The organism is Corynebacterium segmentosum, assembly GCF_900637825.1.
Classification (GTDB): Bacteria; Actinomycetota; Actinomycetes; order Mycobacteriales; family Mycobacteriaceae; genus Corynebacterium; species Corynebacterium accolens.
In genome coordinates, this window is sequence record NZ_LR134408.1 from 576,245 (window position 1) to 593,144 (window position 16,900).

General features: G+C 60.3%; 14 protein-coding genes. 6 read left to right on the plus strand and 8 right to left on the minus strand.

Going from position 1 to position 16,900, the window contains the following annotated elements; translation table 11 throughout:
- Position 1 precedes the first annotated feature (1 nt).
- On the minus strand, positions 2-619 hold the full coding sequence (locus EL217_RS02875) for a GntR family transcriptional regulator (RefSeq protein WP_126318468.1): 618 nt from the start codon (positions 617-619) through the stop codon (positions 2-4).
- Positions 620-891: 272 nt separating this feature from the next.
- On the opposite strand from EL217_RS02875, the gene EL217_RS02880 reads away from it, so the two are divergent.
- Positions 892-1,890 carry an ATP-binding protein gene (locus tag EL217_RS02880; protein ID WP_232018381.1) on the plus strand — a complete coding sequence of 333 codons (999 nt, stop codon included), beginning with the start codon at positions 892-894 and terminating at the stop codon, positions 1,888-1,890.
- Here the strand turns inward: EL217_RS02880 and EL217_RS02885 are convergent.
- The 4 genes from EL217_RS02885 to EL217_RS02900 all read right to left on the minus strand — a co-directional run bounded on the left by EL217_RS02885 (position 1,887) and on the right by EL217_RS02900 (position 8,121).
- A complete protein-coding gene (locus EL217_RS02885) occupies positions 1,887-3,680 on the minus strand; it encodes an acetyl/propionyl/methylcrotonyl-CoA carboxylase subunit alpha (protein ID WP_126318470.1) in 1,794 nt (597 codons plus the stop codon). The genes EL217_RS02880 and EL217_RS02885 overlap by 4 nt on opposite strands.
- Positions 3,670-5,271, minus strand: a complete 1,602-nt coding sequence (locus tag EL217_RS02890; protein ID WP_126318472.1) for a 5-oxoprolinase/urea amidolyase family protein — start codon at positions 5,269-5,271, stop codon at positions 3,670-3,672. Before EL217_RS02890 ends, EL217_RS02885 begins: the two co-directional genes overlap by 11 nt.
- Positions 5,271-6,032 (minus strand): LamB/YcsF family protein, encoded by a 762-nt coding sequence (locus tag EL217_RS02895; protein ID WP_005281702.1) that lies wholly within the window; start codon positions 6,030-6,032, stop codon positions 5,271-5,273. Before EL217_RS02895 ends, EL217_RS02890 begins: the two co-directional genes overlap by 1 nt.
- A 145-nt stretch (positions 6,033-6,177) precedes the next feature.
- A complete protein-coding gene (locus tag EL217_RS02900; RefSeq protein WP_126318474.1) occupies positions 6,178-8,121 on the minus strand; it encodes a fructose-specific PTS transporter subunit EIIC in 1,944 nt (647 codons plus the stop codon).
- A gap of 349 nt (positions 8,122-8,470) precedes the next feature.
- Between EL217_RS02900 and EL217_RS02905 the strand changes: the two genes are divergently transcribed.
- Positions 8,471-8,980 (plus strand): 2'-5' RNA ligase family protein, encoded by a 510-nt coding sequence (locus tag EL217_RS02905; protein ID WP_005281714.1) that lies wholly within the window; start codon positions 8,471-8,473, stop codon positions 8,978-8,980.
- A gap of 8 nt (positions 8,981-8,988) precedes the next feature.
- On the opposite strand, the gene EL217_RS02910 is transcribed toward EL217_RS02905, so the two are convergent.
- Positions 8,989-9,405: a nucleotidyltransferase domain-containing protein gene (locus tag EL217_RS02910; protein ID WP_005281716.1), complete on the minus strand. Its 417-nt coding sequence runs from the start codon at positions 9,403-9,405 to the stop codon at positions 8,989-8,991.
- Between the two features lie 56 nt (positions 9,406-9,461).
- On the minus strand, positions 9,462-10,664 hold the full coding sequence (locus tag EL217_RS02915) for an amidase (protein WP_005281718.1): 1,203 nt from the start codon (positions 10,662-10,664) through the stop codon (positions 9,462-9,464).
- A 150-nt stretch (positions 10,665-10,814) separates the two neighbouring features.
- Here EL217_RS02915 and EL217_RS02920 point away from each other — a divergent pair, with 150 nt between their 5' ends.
- Positions 10,815-11,756, plus strand: a complete 942-nt coding sequence (locus EL217_RS02920) for a nucleoside hydrolase (protein WP_126318476.1) — start codon at positions 10,815-10,817, stop codon at positions 11,754-11,756.
- Between the two features lie 325 nt (positions 11,757-12,081).
- Complete coding sequence (locus EL217_RS02925) at positions 12,082-12,591, plus strand: gluconokinase (RefSeq protein WP_126318478.1); 510 nt, start codon at positions 12,082-12,084, stop codon at positions 12,589-12,591.
- On the opposite strand, the gene EL217_RS02930 is transcribed toward EL217_RS02925, so the two are convergent.
- The gene (locus EL217_RS02930; RefSeq protein WP_126318480.1) at positions 12,588-13,982 is read right to left on the minus strand and encodes a GntP family permease; all 1,395 of its coding nucleotides are present in this window, start codon (positions 13,980-13,982) and stop codon (positions 12,588-12,590) included. The genes EL217_RS02925 and EL217_RS02930 overlap by 4 nt on opposite strands.
- A 225-nt stretch (positions 13,983-14,207) precedes the next feature.
- Between EL217_RS02930 and EL217_RS02935 the strand changes: the two genes are divergently transcribed.
- Positions 14,208-15,116 carry a hypothetical protein gene (locus tag EL217_RS02935; protein ID WP_126318482.1) on the plus strand — a complete coding sequence of 303 codons (909 nt, stop codon included), beginning with the start codon at positions 14,208-14,210 and terminating at the stop codon, positions 15,114-15,116.
- Positions 15,117-15,451: 335 nt separating this feature from the next.
- Positions 15,452-16,723 (plus strand): threonine/serine ThrE exporter family protein, encoded by a 1,272-nt coding sequence (locus EL217_RS02940; RefSeq protein ID WP_172596737.1) that lies wholly within the window; start codon positions 15,452-15,454, stop codon positions 16,721-16,723.
- Positions 16,724-16,900: the final 177 nt, after the last annotated feature.

Consider the following 16,900-nt stretch of genomic DNA (forward strand, 5'->3'; position numbering starts at 1 on the left):
CTTAGTCTGTGAAGGACAAGATGGTATCGCAGGTTTCTAAGAGGCTATCGCGCAGGTGCGTGGTGGCCTCTTCGCGTTTCCCGTCCGCGATGAGAGTGGCCACATTAACGTTGTCTTGAATGTGCTCGGCGTGCAGCTGCGGGTAGCGGGGGATGACCAATAAGAAGGTAAGCCGCATGCGCGCGAGCAGGTTGCTCATTTGCTCATCCAAGGTGGGGGAATTCAGCCCTGCTACCAGTGCTTGGTGGAAGCGCTGATTAATGGATGAGACCTCCTGGTGCTTATTCCGCCTCGCACACTCGAAGGCGGAGGAAGCGAGGGAGATAAGCGAGGGGGCATCGGCAAACGCGCCCCACCGTGCGGCGGCAGGTTCGATGGCGGCGCGAGCGGCGAATAAATCGCGGATATAGGCGGCATCCGGGGTGGCGATGAAGACGCCGCGGTGGGGGATGCGCTCGACCAGGCGCTCGGCGGCGAGCGTGGTAAAGGCCTCGCGGAGGGTATTGCGGGAGCAACCGAATTGCTCGGCCACCTTTACCTCACTGAGCTGCTCGCCGGGCTGAAAATTGCCGGCCGACATCTCTTGGCGCAAAGCGGTGGCGACGGACTGGGAAAGCATGACCCTCACCTTACTGAATGGGTGAGGCGTCAACGGCCATTCCGTATGACTTAAAGATCTAAAAGTTCTAAAGAGGCGGCGAAGTTCTAAAGGATCTAAACTGAGACCATAGTTCTAAAGGTTCTAAAAGGAAGGTCTGGCATAGTGATTCCGGATAAGAATCCTTTTCGTCCCAGTTTTGGCGCGTCGCCGGTGCAGCTGGCCGGGCGCGATTTTGAAATCAGCTCGTTTAACTATGGGCTCCTGGGTGGCGTGGGCGCCATGCAGCGCGCTTGCTGGTCAGCGGTACGCGCGGGGTGGGCAAAACGGTACTTCTCAATGAGTTCGAAGAATCCGCGCGCCGCCTTGGGTGGGTTGTCATCCGCGCCTATGCGGATGCCCAGATGGTGGCGCAGCTGCGCGATTCCACGATTCCGGAAGCCATAGAGGAGCTGGACTATACGGAGACTCCGGGCCGAAAGATCACGGGATTTTCTGTGGCGGGCGTGGGATCTGTAACGACGCAATTGCCCCACAACCAGGCCCAACCCAGCTTGGTTTCGCGGCTGCGCAGCCTCCTGAAGGCCGCGCGTGCGCATGATGCGGGCGTCCTATTGACCGTCGATGAGGTGCAAGCGGCCAGCGTGGATGAGCTTGCGCAACTTGCCACCGCCATCCAGGATCTCATTCGCGACGAGTACGATATTGCCTTCGCCGCCGCGGGATTGACGTTTGGGGTAGAAGAGCTATTGGAGCACGAGGGCACCACCTTTTTGCGCCGCGCTCAACGGCTGGATTTGGGGCTGCTTGATGATGCCACCGTAGCCGAAACCCTCCACAGCACCGCCATCGCGGCTGGGCGCGGTTTCAGCGAGCGCGCTTTAAAGGAGGCGACCGCATTGGTGCAGGGGTATCCGTACCTATTGCAGCTGGTCGGTGCTTTGGCGTGGACCCGTGCGGTACTCGATGGGGCGGATGCCATCGAAGAGCGTCACGTGTCCTCTATTGCGCGCGAGATTCCAGCGCATATGGGCAACCAGGTGCACAGGATTGCGTTGAAGAATGTTCCTGACGCCCAGCGCGCTTTTCTCAACGCCATGGCGGAGCTGGAATCCGAACACGGGGCTGATATTCCCACCGGTGCCATCGCGGCGCACCTAGGCAAGACTCCCAATGCCATTTCCATGGCCCGCAAGCTGCTTTTAGAACGCGATCTCATCGCTAGCCGCCGCTACGGAACCGTGCGTTTCCTCTTGCCCTACCTTGGCGAGTATTTGCGCAGCACGCGCTAGTCGATGGTCGCAATCACCGTCGCGGAATCCAGGCGGTCACCCTCTTCAGCGAGGATCTTGATGGTGCCGCCGCGCGGGGCCTTGATGGCAGATTCCATCTTCATGGCCTCGACCGTGGCGATGGAATCGCCCTCGGAGACGCTATCGCCATCGGATACATTCCAGGCCACGAGGTTGGCCTCGAAGGGGGAGGTGACCGCGTTATCGTCGCTGGACTGTGCCCCGGCCGTCGAGGGAGCGGTGGCAGTGGCACCAGAACCATCCGCGGCGCCCGCACCAGCGCTGGCACCGGCGCCTGCGAGGAAGTCTAGGGGCACACCGATATTGACGAGCTTGCCGTCGATTTCTACCGCGACCGTCCGGCGCTTGGTGTAAATGGCCTCGACCTTGTCTACCTGGTTGGCGGCAGAGGGCCGGTAGTTGTGGTCGAGCCAGTCGGTGAACACGCCGATGTCGCTGGCACCCGCATCGGTGTCGGCGGAAGACGGGGTGCCAATAAGTGCTGGCTCGTCCATCATGTCGCGGTGGAAGGGCAGCACGGTGCGCACGCCGGAGACGTCGAATTCGCGCAGCGCCTGGCGCGAACGGGCGAGGGCCACCTCGCGCGTGGGGCCCCAGACGATGAGCTTGGCAATGAGCGAGTCATAGTACGGCGGGATAATGGATCCCGAGCGGACAGCAGAATCGACGCGGATGCCGGGGCCGGTGGGCGGCTCGAAGGAGACGATGGTGCCGGGGCAGGGAGCAAAGCCGTTGAGGATGTCCTCGGCATTGATGCGGAACTCGAAGGCGTGGCCGGTGGAGGCTGGATCCTCAGAGATAGACAGAGGCTCGCCCGCGGCGATGCGGAATTGCTCGGCGATGATATCGGTGCCGGTCACTACCTCGGTCACAGGGTGCTCGACCTGGACGCGGGTATTGACCTCCAAAAAGGAGATGGTGCCATCCTCGGAGACGATGTACTCCACGGTGCCGGCGCCGGTATAGCCCACGTGGGAGCAGATGGAGCGGGCACCTTCGATGATGCCGGTGCGCTGGGCATCGGAAAGCGCGGGCGCAGGGGCCTCCTCGATGAGCTTTTGGAAGCGGCGCTGGGTGGAGCAATCGCGGGTGCCCAGCACGCGGACGTTGCCGTGGGTATCCGCCAGGACCTGCGCCTCTACGTGGCGTGGGTGGGTCAGGAACTTCTCCACGTAGCACTCGGCGCGGCCGAATGCCTCCATAGCCTCGCGCCCGGCGGAGTTGAACGCGCCTTCGATCTCATCCATGGAGTCCACGACTTTAAGGCCGCGCCCGCCGCCGCCATAAGCGGCCTTGATGGCAATCGGCAGCCCATGCTCCTCAGCAAAGGCGCGGGCCTCCTGCCAATCATCAATCGGATCGGAGGTGCCCGGAGCCAGGGGCGCGCCGACCTCTTCGGCCACGCGGCGCGCGGCAATCTTATCGCCCAAAAGCTCGATGGATTCCGGCGAGGGGCCGATCCAGATCATGCCGGCATCGGTGACGGTGCGGGCAAAGTCGGCGTTTTCGGAGAGGAAACCGTAGCCCGGGTGGATGGCATCGGCGCCGGCGCGCACTGCAATATCCAGTAGCGCCGGGGTATTCATATAGGTATCGGCGGCGGTATTGCCGGGCAGCGCATAGGCTTCATCGGCAACCTGGGTGTGCAGGGCGCCGGCGTCGGCCTCGGAATAAATGGCGATGGACTTAATGCCCAAATCGCGGGCCACGCGGGCGATGCGCACGGCGATTTCGCCGCGGTTAGCAATGAGGACGGTTTTAATCTGCATTTTCTTCTCCAGTATTTAAAGCTTGGGGTGTCACGAGGCGGAAGGTCACGCGCGCGCCGGGCGGGAGCTGCGCGGCGATGTCGATATCTTCCTCCAGCACGGTGGCGATGACGGGGTAGCCGCCGGTGACGGCGTGGTCGCGCAGGAAGACCACCGGCTTGCCATTCGGCGGGATCTGGATGGAACCGGCCACCATTCCCTCGGAGGGCAGCTCGCCATCCTTCACGCGCTGCACGGTGATATCGGAAGCCCCTGCGCTGTCTTTAGCCCCGGAAAGCCGCAGGCCAACGCGATTGGAATCAGAGGAAACGATCCATTCGGTATCCAGGAAGGTGGAGATATTATCGCCAAACCAGTCATCGCGCGGGCCCAGCACGCAGCGCAGCGTCGCGCGCGTCTTGCCAGCGGAATCAGCGGATACGCGCAGGGGGTTGACCAATTGCGCATCCGTCATGCCGGTGGAGCGGGGCAGCACGCCGATGACATCGCCGGTGGTGACGGGGTCGGGGCCGAGGCCGGAGAGGACATCGGTGGCAGAGGAGCCGAGCTCGGATTCGGCGATGATGCCGCCGCGAATGGCCACGTAGTTGCGCATTCCCACTGTTGCGGCACCGACCGTCACGGTCTGGCCAGCGGTTACGAGCACCGGGCGGGCGAGGTGCACGGGCATCTCACCTAGGCGGACGCGGGCAGTGGCGCCGGTAACGCAGATGACGGTATCGGTCAGCGCGCGCAGCTTAATGCCGCCGATGTTTTCTAGCACCGTCGCACCCCGCGGATTGCCCACGGCGACATTCGCGGTTGCCGCGGCGGCGTGATCGGCGGCACCGGAGGGTGTTACGCCCAAGTCACCTACGCCGGGGCGGCCAAGGTCTTGAAAAAGCGTGAGCAGGCCGGTATCGAGGACCTCCATGCGGGGCAGGCGGGCCGGCGAGCGCTTGGATTCCGCGCTGCGATCCACCAAGTCCGGTAGCTCGTCCACTGCGCGGTAGCGCACGCGGTCACCGGGCTGCACCAGCGCGGGTGGGTTAGCGTGTGAATCCCACATCGGGGTATTGGTGGTGCCGAGCAACTGCCAGCCACCTGGGGAAACGCGCGGGTAGACCGCGGAGAACTCGCCCGCGATGCCCACGGCGCCAGCCGGAACGGCGGTGCGCGGATCGGAGCGGCGTGGCACGGCCTTGGCCTGGGCCGGATCAGAAGGCGCGCAGTAGGTAAAGCCGGGGGCAAAACCACCAAAGGCGGCGGTCCACTCGGTAGAGGTATGCCAGTCAATCAAGGCCTCGCGCGACATGCCGAGGAGCTCGGCGGCGGCGTCGACATCTTCGCCATCGTAAAGCACGTCGATGTCTACCGTGCGCGTCTCCTTCGCGGTAGCGGCGGCAGGGGAGAAGTCCGTCAGGAACTCCGCGGCCGCGCGCGCGGCATTCGGCGCCTCAAAGGTAATGAGCAACGTGGTGGCGGCGGCAATGCAATCCACCTGATTCTTGAGCGGTTTAGCGGACAGCGCCGCGTGCCACGCCATGACCTGCTCGAGCCCGTCCAAATCAATGAGGAGGGCGCGGGTGCCAACGAAGTGAATATGCGGCATTAGATAAAGCTCCGAATATCGATTCCTTCCGCGCTGAGGCGTTCGACCACACCGCGCAGCAGTTTCACGGAGCCCGGTGAGTCACCGTGGGTGCACACGGATTGGGCATCGACATCGAGCGTGGTGCCATCGATGGCGGTAATAGATCCGGTTTGGGCGACTTCCAGCACGCGCTTGACGACATCCCCCTCATCCCCCAATACCGCATTGTCCTGTTTGCGGGAGACCAGCGTGCCATCCGGGTTGTAGTTGCGATCCGCGAAGGCCTCGCGGATGACGGTGAGGCCTTGGGATTCTGCAATATCGACCGCGAGGCCGCCCGGCAGCAGCATCACGGGGAGGTCACCGAAGGCCTTGATGCCTGCGATAACTCCCTTGGCTTGTGCCTCGTCCTTGACGATGGTGTTGTACATCGCGCCGTGCGGCTTCACATAAGACACCCGCGTGCCATTGGCGCGCGCCAGCGCATCGAGCGCACCAATTTGGTAGGTGACCTCGTCCGCGAGCTCCGCCGCGTTGTAGTCGATGAAGCGGCGGCCAAAACCGGCCGGATCGTTATAGCCCACGTGTGCTCCGACCGTGACTCCCGCACGCGCCGCGGATTTAAGGGTCTGGGCAATGGAGTGCGGGTCACCGGCGTGGAAGCCGGTGGCGACATTGGCGGAGGAGACCATCTCCAGCATCGCGGCATCATCGGCTACCGGGTTGCCAGCGGTGGTTTCACCCAAGTCCGCGTTGAGATCAATGTGGAGCGAAGCCATTCAACACCATCCTTAATTGTTGAACAATAAGTGTGGTTCCAAGTGTAACCCGTGCCACTGCCATTTGTGAAGGCGGTTACTTTTTGGGCGGAGTGGTGTCGGTGGAACAGCTCCTTTCCGGACAGACCGAGGGCAAGGCAGAAAACTAAGACTCCACGGCGGCTTGGGGTTTGACCTGGAGGACAGAGGAGATAATCCCTTCTGCCTCTTCGCGGGAGCTGGCCTCGTGCAGCTGGGCGCGGAAATCCTCCTTCATGATGGCGCGGGCGAGGGTGGACAGCAGCTTCAAGTGCTGTTTCCCAGCGTCATCGGGCACGGCGATAAGGAACGCTAAGCTCGTGGGTCCTTCTCCGGCGCCCCAGGTGATGCCACCTTCGGGAAGCCGGGCGAAGGCCAGCGTCGGTGTGGTAACCCCAGCGGAACGAGCGTGTGGGATTGCCACTCCGTGGCCTACGCCGGTGGAGTGTTGGGATTCGCGGACAAGGGCGGCATCGGTAACCACGGCGGCGTCGCTAATGCGGCCATCGGCTGCGGCGAGGGAAACGAGCGACTTGATGACGGCCTCGGAGTCATTACCGAGTGGCTCATCGAGGCTGATGGTGGAGGCATCGAGAAGCGGGAGCGCGGTGGACTCCGTCGCCTCGTCCGCTTGCGGGGAGCGTTGCGTCAGGCGAATGAGCAGGAGCATGAGCGCGGCACACACGGCAACGCCGCAGAGCAGGGACAGGAAGAACCACGCCACGTGATCCACCGCGCCGAGGACGGCGACGATCGGGCCGCCGTGCATGACATGATCTTGGACCCCGAACGCGCCAGCCATGGCACCGGCCACAGCACCGCCCACCACGTTGGCCGGGATGACCTGCAGGGGGCGCGCTGCGGCTAGGGGAATGGCGCCTTCGGTGATGCCGAAAAATCCCATGAATAGCGCGGCGATACCGGAATCCGTTTCCGCCTTATTGAACCAACCCCGGCGCAGGAGGGTAGCCACGCCCACTGCGAGCGGCGGGACCGCAATCGCGGCGGCGGCCATACCCATCGGGGCCGCATTTCCCGCAGCGATCATGCCGCCGCTAAACAGGAAGGCAGTCTTATTGAACGGCCCACCCATATCGAAAGCGATCATCGCACCGATGATAAGACCCAGCACAATCGCCGATGAGCCTTCCAGCCCGCCGAGGTATTCGGTCATGGCCTCGAAGGCGGTGGCAATCGGCGCGCCGATGAAATAGATGAAGGCCAAGCCCACTATTAGCGTGGTGAAAATTGGGATGACGATAATCGGCCAAATCGGCGCGATGAATTTGTGCACCGGAATCTTCTTGATTGCAAGGGCCACGTAGCCGGAGAGAATACCGGTGACGATACCGCCCAAGAATCCGGCGCCAGCCTCGGACCCGTACAGCGAGCCGGTCGTGGCGATGAGCCCGGTGATAAGGCCTGGCGCTAAGCCCGGCCTATCCGCGATGCCAACGGCGATGTAGCCAGACAAGACCGGGACCATCAGCGAAAATGCCAGGCCACCGAGCTCATTGAGGGTATTCCAGAAGCTATCTTCAGGAATGGACAGCCCTTCCGGCGTGGGCGTGCCGCCCAAGGACAGTGCCACGGCGATGAGCAATCCGCCGGTGACCACGAAAGGAATCATGTGGGAAACGCCATTCATCAGCGCCTTGTACATGGTCTGCCCAATACCGCGCAGCCCAGCATCTTCCGCGGCGTCCTCTGCCTCGCTTTCCGATGCCCCCTCATCCTCACCCTTCCACGCTGCCGCCTCCAATGACTTGGTTAACAGCTGTTCGGGGTGCTTGATGGCTTCGTCCACGCCGGTGGCCTCCAAGCGCTTGCCGTGGAATCGGTCCTTTGCGATGGTCGTATCGGCACCGATAACAATGGCATCGGCTTCCTCGATGTCTTGTGTACTGAAGTGGCCCTCCACGCCGATGGAACCGTGCGTTTCAATCTTGATGCGGTAGCCCAGCTTTTCGGCGGCGGCCTCTAAGTTCTCGGCGGCCATATAAGTATGGGCGATACCCGTTGGGCACGCCGTGATGGCGAGAATGAAAGGCGAAGAATCTGATGTGCTCATACTCTAATTATAAAGCACCCGTGTAAACGAGCACAAGGAAAAAGGGGAGGTTCTTTGCGCAGAGTCCGCTGTGCGGGGGCCTGTGTGCGGGAGCCAATGCGCAGTGCCCGATGTACAACCTCCTCTGTGCAGGGTCCTATGCGCATCCTCCTCTGCGTCAATTGAAGGCGCGATGCGATTTTTGAAGGGCGAGTTTGCTCAAACTGTGCAAAGGACCTATAGCATCGCGGAGATCGCACAAGCGAAGACCGGCGGTACCCTAGAACCAGAGCTAGAAACAGAACCGAAGCCGCCCGCACTTGGGGAACACGAATGAATCGTGCCCACTTGAAACGAAGAAAGCCGCATCATGAGTACAGCATCGCCGGATAATATCCTGCTCTACTTGCCAGAAAAGCAGGAAGAGCAGATTCGGGAGATCTTTGCAGGTCTTGCCGAGCGCGGATTCCCCGTGCAGAACCAGCGCCCGCATATTACGGTGACCTTCGCGCCGGAGATGGACCCCGACGTTGTAGAGCTTGCCGCGGAGCTTTTACCGGCGGTTATTCCGGCGACGTTTCGGCGCGTGGGAAATGTCATCTTCGGCACCAAGCGGAAACGAACCGTGGCGTGGTTATTAGAAACTAGCGATGAACTCGAAATCGCAGCGCGGAAGATTAGCGCCGCCAATCCCGAGGGCCGCGGACCGCGCTGGACGCCGCACCTGACGATGGGCCTGCGCTTACCGCGCGAGGATGTGGGTGGCTATTTAACCGCGATGGATGAACTGACGTCCTCGCATTTCAAGGAACTTAACGCAGTAGAAGCTGCGTATTGGCGCCCGCGCACGCAAGAAAAGACGGTGCTAGCGGGAGGCTAGCCAGCTCATCACATTAAGCTCCTGAGCTCGAACTCGCGGCGATACGCCGTATTGATGTACTCCCGTGCCGCCATCATTTGCAGCGTTCCATACTTGGAATTGGACGGATCGACCAAGAGCTCGCACTTTTGCAGAGCTTCATGTTGCGCCACCGTGTCTGCGGTATCCAGGCACATGAGATCGATGCCGTCGCCATAGCGGGCGTAAAACGCCGTGGCAACGTCGAGTACGTTGGGACGCTCAGCTTTTGCGCGCGAGAAATCGACCGAATAGGCAAGGTCAACATCATTAGCATTGGTGGCATCTACGTGCGCGCTGCCAAAAAGAACCAGCAGGTCAATGCCGGTATCCAAGCAGAATGACTCCAAGGACCCGTCATCGGCCTCAGCGCGCAACCGCGCGGCAAGCTGTGCTGGAGTGCTCATAACGATCACCTTACCAACGACGTCAGCAGGCAGAGACGCGCAGAATTGCGGTGTGCTTAAAGCAGCGCCTGAATCTCGCGGGCGACGCGCAAGACGGTGAGATCCTGGCCCGGCTTGCCGATGACCTGCACCGCATCACCCACTCCCGTGGTCTCCGTCGTGCGCAGCGGGACAGTGATCGCCGGCCAGCCCAATACATTGAATGGCTCGGTCCAGCGGCGCAGGCTGGCAGCAGAATCCGCAGTATTTTCTGCAGTGATGTCGTCCCACCTGATCGGGCCGGCGTCGAGGGTGGGGGTGAGGATGATGGGGGAGGCATCGACAAGCGTGAGTGCTTTCGTGCGCAGTGTTTGAACCTGCTGTGCTGCAGCGTCGTAGTCTGCCTGAGTAATATCCTGCCCGCCGAGGACGCGCTCCAAGATGACGCCCTGGTACTTATCCCGCTGGTCAAGATAGGGCTGGTGGACGTCGTAAGCCTCCTTTAGGCGCATCGGCGCGTAGAGCTTCGCGGTGGTAGCGATGGTGGATTCGAGCTGGGAGTAATCGAGGCGCTCCACGGCTGCGAATGTGGAATCCTGCAGCGCAGACAGCAGACCAGCAAAGCGCTCACCTTTGGTCGTCAATGCGGAAATATCCATGGTGGCCACGTTCTCGGCCGGAGTCGGTTCTTCATTCACCGTGGCTAGCAGGGCCTGCTCGATGAGCTCTATGGAGGTGGCGAAGAATCCGATGCAATCGAAGCTCGGCGCGAAGGGGAAGACGCCATCGAGCGGGATCGTACCGGTGGTGGGCTTAAATCCCAGCACGCCCTGGCTGGCGGCCGGGACGCGCACGGAACCGGCGCTATCGGAACCCACCGTGAGCTCGAGCGCCCCAGACGCAACTAGCGCCGCCGACCCAGAGCTGGATCCGCCGCCGCAGACCTGCGGATCGCGCGGATTGATGACGCGGCCATATGCGGAGGCATCACCCAAGATGCCATAGGAAAATTCCTGGAGGTTGGCCTTGGCCACGGGAATCGCGCCGGCATCCATTAGCCGCTGTGCCACCGTGGCGTTCTTGGTCGGAACTGGTCCCGTATCAACGTTGGTGCCACAGGTCGTTGGCACCCCGGCGATATCCACGATGTCTTTAAAGGCAATGGGCAATCCGCGCAGCGTAGGCGCGGAATCCACCGCGTCTTCATTAAAAGAAATGGTGGAAATCACCGCGTTAAATTCTTGCTGCGCGTGGGACAGTCGGTCAGAAATTGTGGACATGGTGGGGTGAATTCCTTTCCACGACGGTTCATACCGTTTGCGGGGTGACTTGCTGCTTTCCAGGGTACAGCTGGTGAGCTCGGAGGAATTGAAGCAATTCCACACGCTGAAACCGTGGCGGTCTTCACCGACCAAAAGTAGGCTCGAGACATGACGCGAAAAATTATTCTGGACTGCGACCCCGGCCACGATGACGCGGTAGCCCTGCTCTTGGCTATGGGCAATCCCAACATCGATCTGCTGGGCATTACCACCGTCGGCGGCAACCAGACCTTGGACAAGGTCGCCCGCAATGCCCTGGTCGTCAAGGAAATCGCCGGTCATCCGGAGATTCCGGTCTACGCCGGCTGCGATCGCCCGCTCGTGCGCCCCGTAGAAGTTGCCGAGGTTATCCACGGCTCCACCGGCATGGATGTCAATGGCGTCGAGCTTCCGGACCCAAGCACCGCGCTTGCCGATGCCCACGCCATCGACTTCATCATCGACACCGTCATGTCCCACGAACCCGGCACCATTACCTTGGTTCCAACGGGTCCGTTGACCAATATCGCTATGGCCGCGCGCAAAGAACCGCGCATCGTAGAGCGTGTCAAAGAGGTTGTGCTTATGGGCGGCGGCTACCACGAAGGCAATTGGTCCCCCGTTGCCGAATTCAATATCAAGATTGATCCTGAGGCGGCGCATATCGTCTTCGAAGAGCCGTGGCCGGTCACCATGGTCGGGCTCGACCTTACCCACCAAGCACTGGCCACAGCCGGGGTCGAAGCCGAAATTAAGGCGTTAAATACGCCCGTCGCAGACTTTGTCGTCGGCCTCTTCGGCTTCTTTCGTGAGGCGTATCAGCAAAACCAGGGCTTTACGGATCCTCCGGTTCACGATCCGTGCACGGTGGCTTACCTCATCGATCCGAGCATCGTGCAAACGCGCAAGGCGCCCGTGCACGTCGAGCTCGCCGGCGCACTAACCACCGGCATGACCGTGACTGATTTGCGGGAGCCCGCCGATGACACTTGCCATACTCAGGTCGCTACCAAGCTGGACCATGCGGGCTTCTGGAATTTGGTAACCGAGGCCCTTAAAAATCTCGCCTAGCTCTTTGTGTGCTTTGACCAACGTAAACTGCTTCATTGCAGTTAAGCGAACCGAGTCCCGATTGAGAAGGGCGGCATTGCTTTATAAATACTGATATAGAGCAGCGGCGTTTGATGGCGAAGAAAATGAAGGAGTACTACTTCTCACTTTAAGAGCCGGTTGTGGGGTCAAGGATCTTTGTAGACTTCTTCAGAATTGAGAAGTCCTCGCAATTTTTGGGAATGAGGCTGCTCCTCGTCAATATCCACATCCGCAAATTCACAGTTCGGGGCTGGTAACTCGATGCGGATAAACTGAACAGGAAAACCCAACTCGAGGAGCCACCATGGACCAGAACAAATTCCGTCACGTCGTCGTCATGGGAGTCTCTGGCTCGGGTAAGACAACGGTGGGGGAGGCCCTGTCACCGTTGGTGGGGCTAGAGTACCGCGACGGCGATGATATGCACCCGCAGGCAAATATCGACAAGATGGCCGCGGGAACGCCGCTGAATGATGAGGACCGGGAGCCGTGGCTAAAACAGATCGGGCAGTGGCTGGCGGATAGGCCGGAAGGTGCGATGGTGGGGTGCAGCGCGCTAAAACGCAAGTACAGGGATCTGATTAGGCAGTACTGCCCAGGCGTGGCGTTTGTGCACGTGCACGGGGACTTTGATGTGTTGTATGAGCGGATGCAACACCGACCGGGACATTTCATGCCGGCGTCGCTGTTGCAATCGCAGTTCGATACTTTGGAGCCGCTGGAAGAGGACGAAACTGGCCGCGTTTTCGATGTGACGCGGCCAGCGGAAGATATTGCAGAAGACGCTGCTGCTTGGATAGAGTTCGGCGCCTAAAAGACTGCAGCCGCGCCGTAGAGGACGAGGACGAGTGCGAAGCCGATGACGGAGATGAGCATCTGGTTGACGGTCCACGTCTTCAGAGTTGTCATGGTATCCATGCCCATTAGGCGGCCGACGAGCCAGAAGCCGGAATCGTTGACGTGGGAGCCAAAGACCGAACCGGCGGCGGTGGCTACGACGATGAGTGCGAGTTGCATTTCGTTGAAACCGCCAGCTTCCACGGCGGGGACCATGAGGGCGGCGGCCGTGGTGAGCGCGACGGTGGCTGAGCCCTGTGCCAGGCGGAGGGCTACGGCGATGAGATAGCAGGCCAGGATGACGGGGATGCCGAGGCCGGAGAGGGAATCGGCAAGCGCATCGCCAATGCCTGAGGTGCGAAGCACGCCGCCGAACATGCCGCCCGCGCCGGTGATGAGCACGACGGAACAGATAGGGCCAAGCGAGGAGTCAACGAGTTTTTCCAGCGCCGTCTTTTCCACGCTGCGGCGCAGGCCGAGGACTACCAGCGCGATAAGCACCGTAATCAGCAGTGCGATTGGAGTTTGGCCGAGCATGACGAAGAACCTGACCCACGTGGCATCGGCATCGATTGTGCCGTAAGAAGCTAGGGCGTTGAGCCCAGTATTAAAGAAGATGAGCACCATCGGGATGAGCAAAATAGAAATCACTGTGGTGGCGGAGGCAGGTTTTAAGGGTTGTTCTTCCTTTTCAAGGACAGGCCCGGCGATGGCGTCAGTGACCTTGAATGGGAACTTCTTTCCGGCAAAAAGTCCAAAGCGATAGCCGGAGATATACCAGGTAGGCAGGGCCAGAAGCAGGCCGACGAGCAGCACCAAGCCGAGATCGGCGCCGTAGAATTCGCTGGCGGCAACAGGGCCAGGGTGCGGTGGCAGGTAGACATGCATGACAGAAAAGGCGCCAGCGGCCGGCAGGCCAAAGGCAAGGACTGGGCCATCCAAGCGGCGGGCGACGGCAAAGATAACCGGGAGCATCACGATAAGCCCAGCGTCGAAGAAGATTGGAAAGCCCATAATCAGCGAGGCGATGCCGAGTGCAAGCGGCGCTTTATTCTCGCCGAAGCGGCGAACCATGGCATCGGCAAGCGACTGAGCACCGCCGGAAGCCTCCACGAGCCGGCCGATCATGGCGCCGAGTCCCACCAGAAGCGCCACCGAGCCAAGTGTGGAGCTGAAGCTTTCCGTCATCGTAGGGACAATGCCCTCGAGGGGTATGCCGGCCGCAAGTGCTGTTAGGGCGGAGACCACCAGCAACGTTAAAAATGCATGCAGCTTGAAATAGATGACAAGCACGAGGATTAATGCAATCGCGGCGATGGCGATGCCGAGGAGTGGGCCAGTAGAAAGTGTTGGCTCCCAAGTATCCATGAGCTAAAGGATCCTTTGCGTCCGTTTGAAATTTAATAGGGCGTATTGGCCTTTTCAATCCGTCACGGTAGCAGTATTGAATTCGCCCTGGAACGCGTTCTGCGTGTAATCGTGGAAAATGAGGCTGACGCGACACCCGATGGAGGTGAACCGCCGCGGGTTTCCTGGGATGAGCAGACAAGGCTACATTGGAATTATCTCTCTCACCTTTGGAAAGGACTCTTTATGAAGCGCAAGCTTGGCTTTTCGGCATTGATATTGGCAGGTGCGGTGGCACTCGGGGCGTGTTCTTCCGGCGGCGATGATGCTGCAGAACCATCTACCAGTGCACAATCGGAAGCGACGTCCTCTACCTCAGAGGCTGCGCAAGCCTTAGGCAAGGGCGATAGCTTCGATGTACCGTGCAGCGGCAATGATGACACCACGTGCATGACCGTGAAAATCAACGACATTGTCGATGATGCGCACTGCGCAAGTACCGAGTCGAAGAAAGGGAAGTTTGTCGCGGTAGAGATTTCCGCGTCCATGCCTGAGGGCGCGGATGACGGATTCACCTCGCCTTTTAGGTCTATGCCGTGGCGAGCAAGCACCGCTGACAACAAAATTAATAATGCACGGGCAGAAGTTAGCTGCGATGATGGCAGCTACCTCAACCTCATGGATGAATTCCCAGGCTACAGCGCCGACGGTACGGCTTTCCTCGATGTTTCTAAAGACACCAATATGCTGCACTTTAAGGCTACGAATGAGGTGAGCTACAAGATTAAGGTGGAAAGCGGCGGTGAAGCGGAGCCTTCTTCACAGGAGCCAACCAATGAAGCAAGCCCCAAGAATGACCCTGCCCAAGAGCGCGCAGGCGAAGCTGAGCAGCCCGCCCCACAGCCGAAATCGGGAACAGATAGTGGGGGACAACAGCAGGTAAACCCGAACAACCAGGAAGGCGATGCGCTCCAGAATGCTGGCGATGCGCCTGTCGTAGGAATTACCCAAGCCCCTGGCGTGGAGAATCCGCACCCTCTCGATAAAACAGTTGCTTCCTGTGGCGACCCATCCAATCAGCAACCAGGGACCACCTATTTCACGGATGGGACGACTGGGTGGACGCAACAGTGCGCAAGCCAGATGGCGCAGTAAAAACAACTCCAGCGCCCGGGCCGCAGTGAAGGGCCGCAGGGCGCTGGAGCTGGTTCTCTCTATCTCTCTTGCGTTCTCTCAAACGCTAAGGAAAGTATGGGCCTAAATCCTGTTATAGGCATTGAAAAAAGCTGAAATTTTCCTGAAAGTTAGTGCAGGCTAAGAAGATCACGGGGTAGGCACGCGGTGCGCTAGTCTGGGAGGTAGAAGAAATAGCCAAAATGTGGGTGGAAGCTGGGGCAATGGCCGCCGAGAAGTGGCCTGGATCGCAGCTTTCCCGCGAGGTAGAGGTGGAAGATTTGTCGTCGCAGTATGATCCGAATTTTCACCGGCAGATGGGCGTGGAAGCTGACGTCGTCTTGCGCGTCGGAATGATGCTGATGGGGGCTGGCACATCAGGCTATCGCGTGCTGCGCGGCATGAAGCGCAGCGCCCGGGCGTTGGGGTTTGATCATCTGGACGCCAATGTGGGCCTGACGCAGATTACCTGTACCTTTCACCGGGGCGATTCCTTTCGCACCGTGATTGCGCGCACGCACTCGCCGGCCGTCGATGCCTCCCGCATTGAGGCGTTGGAGGATCTCACCCATAACCACCTATATTCCGGCATTACCGCGGAAGAGCTTTCGGGGATGCTCGATTCCATAGAAAGCGATGTGAAAAAGCGCTGGAGCGTGTGGGTCCTATCCACAGCGGCCGCGGTCGCGTGCGCGGCGTTTGCTTTCTTAAATTTCTTCCCAGTGCAAGCGGTAGGGCTCGTGGCGCTGGCGGCATTCGTGGGGCAGTTTGTGCGCTATGAAGTGCTTCACCAGCACGTGCACCAAATTGGCGGGATCATTGCCGGTGGCGCGGCAGCCAGCATCACCTTCTTTATCCTCATCGAGCTCCTCGGATTTGCCGGGGTAGTAGAGCCGAGCTCGCTGTCCTCGGGCTATGTTGCGGCGGTGCTCTTTTTGATTCCGGGGTTCCCGCTGTTCTCGGCCCTGATTGATATCGCGCGCTTTGACTTTGATGCGGGTATCGCCCGGCTGGGTTATGCGTTTACGGTCATCTTTACCGCTACGTTTACCGTCTCCATGGTCAGTTGGCTAACGGATCTCAGCCCGGATCCGCCGGTTCCTGCACCGGATACGCGGTGGTACCTGCTGGCTTCTGTCGCCAGTTTCTTCGGCATCGCGGGCTTTGCCTTCCTCTTTAACTCCTCGCGCCGCATGGTGTTGGTGGCTGCAAGCGTGGGAACCGTGGCCAACGCGGTGCGCCTTGTACTCCTTGAGCTGGGCACGACCATCTACTTTGCGGCGTTCATTGGTGGGCTGATTATCGGGCTCTTGGGTGCGGTGGCCTCCCAAAAGGCGCGGTTGCCGCGCATCACCACCACCGTGCCGGCCGCCGTCATCATGATTCCTGGAGTGACGATGTTTCGCGCGGTCTATTACCTTAATGACGGCCAAATGGATCAGGCGGTGGCAAATGTGGCCACCGGCTTGATGGTGGTAGGAGCCATCGGCGCAGGAATGGTATTTGCCCGGTTGCTCACGGACCGCGATTGGGCGTTGGGGCGGCTCATTGATTTCGATAAGGAAATCCCACGAAAGAAGCCCGCCTAGCGCGGGTGGTTCGGCCTTGCAGCGGGGCCGAGGCGATAGCCAGCGGCGGCGGCCAGAGACGGCGGCCAGAGGCAACAGGCAAAGCGGCAGCCAATAACACGAATAGTAAAACGCCAGCGGCACTCGGTTCCTTTCGGTTCCGAGTGCCGCTGGCGTCTCTCTCTACAAGGGTGTTTC

Excerpts from the sequence above, each read along its gene's own strand:
- EL217_RS02910 (WP_005281716.1), bottom strand. The coding sequence starts at position 9,405 with ATGAGCACTCCAGCACAGCTTGCCGCGCGGTTGCGCGCTGAGGCCGAT.
- EL217_RS02930 (WP_126318480.1), bottom strand. The coding sequence starts at position 13,982 with ATGGATACTTGGGAGCCAACACTTTCTACTGGCCCACTCCTCGGCATC.
- EL217_RS02900 (WP_126318474.1), bottom strand. The coding sequence starts at position 8,121 with ATGAGCACATCAGATTCTTCGCCTTTCATTCTCGCCATCACGGCGTGC.
- EL217_RS02885 (WP_126318470.1), bottom strand. The coding sequence starts at position 3,680 with ATGCAGATTAAAACCGTCCTCATTGCTAACCGCGGCGAAATCGCCGTG.
- EL217_RS02935 (WP_126318482.1), top strand. The coding sequence starts at position 14,208 with ATGAAGCGCAAGCTTGGCTTTTCGGCATTGATATTGGCAGGTGCGGTG.
- EL217_RS02875 (WP_126318468.1), bottom strand. The coding sequence starts at position 619 with ATGCTTTCCCAGTCCGTCGCCACCGCTTTGCGCCAAGAGATGTCGGCC.
- EL217_RS02920 (WP_126318476.1), top strand. The coding sequence starts at position 10,815 with ATGACGCGAAAAATTATTCTGGACTGCGACCCCGGCCACGATGACGCG.
- EL217_RS02925 (WP_126318478.1), top strand. The coding sequence starts at position 12,082 with ATGGACCAGAACAAATTCCGTCACGTCGTCGTCATGGGAGTCTCTGGC.
- EL217_RS02905 (WP_005281714.1), top strand. The coding sequence starts at position 8,471 with ATGAGTACAGCATCGCCGGATAATATCCTGCTCTACTTGCCAGAAAAG.
- EL217_RS02890 (WP_126318472.1), bottom strand. The coding sequence starts at position 5,271 with ATGCCGCATATTCACTTCGTTGGCACCCGCGCCCTCCTCATTGATTTG.
- EL217_RS02895 (WP_005281702.1), bottom strand. The coding sequence starts at position 6,032 with ATGGCTTCGCTCCACATTGATCTCAACGCGGACTTGGGTGAAACCACC.
- EL217_RS02915 (WP_005281718.1), bottom strand. The coding sequence starts at position 10,664 with ATGTCCACAATTTCTGACCGACTGTCCCACGCGCAGCAAGAATTTAAC.
- EL217_RS02940 (WP_172596737.1), top strand. The coding sequence starts at position 15,452 with ATGGGCGTGGAAGCTGACGTCGTCTTGCGCGTCGGAATGATGCTGATG.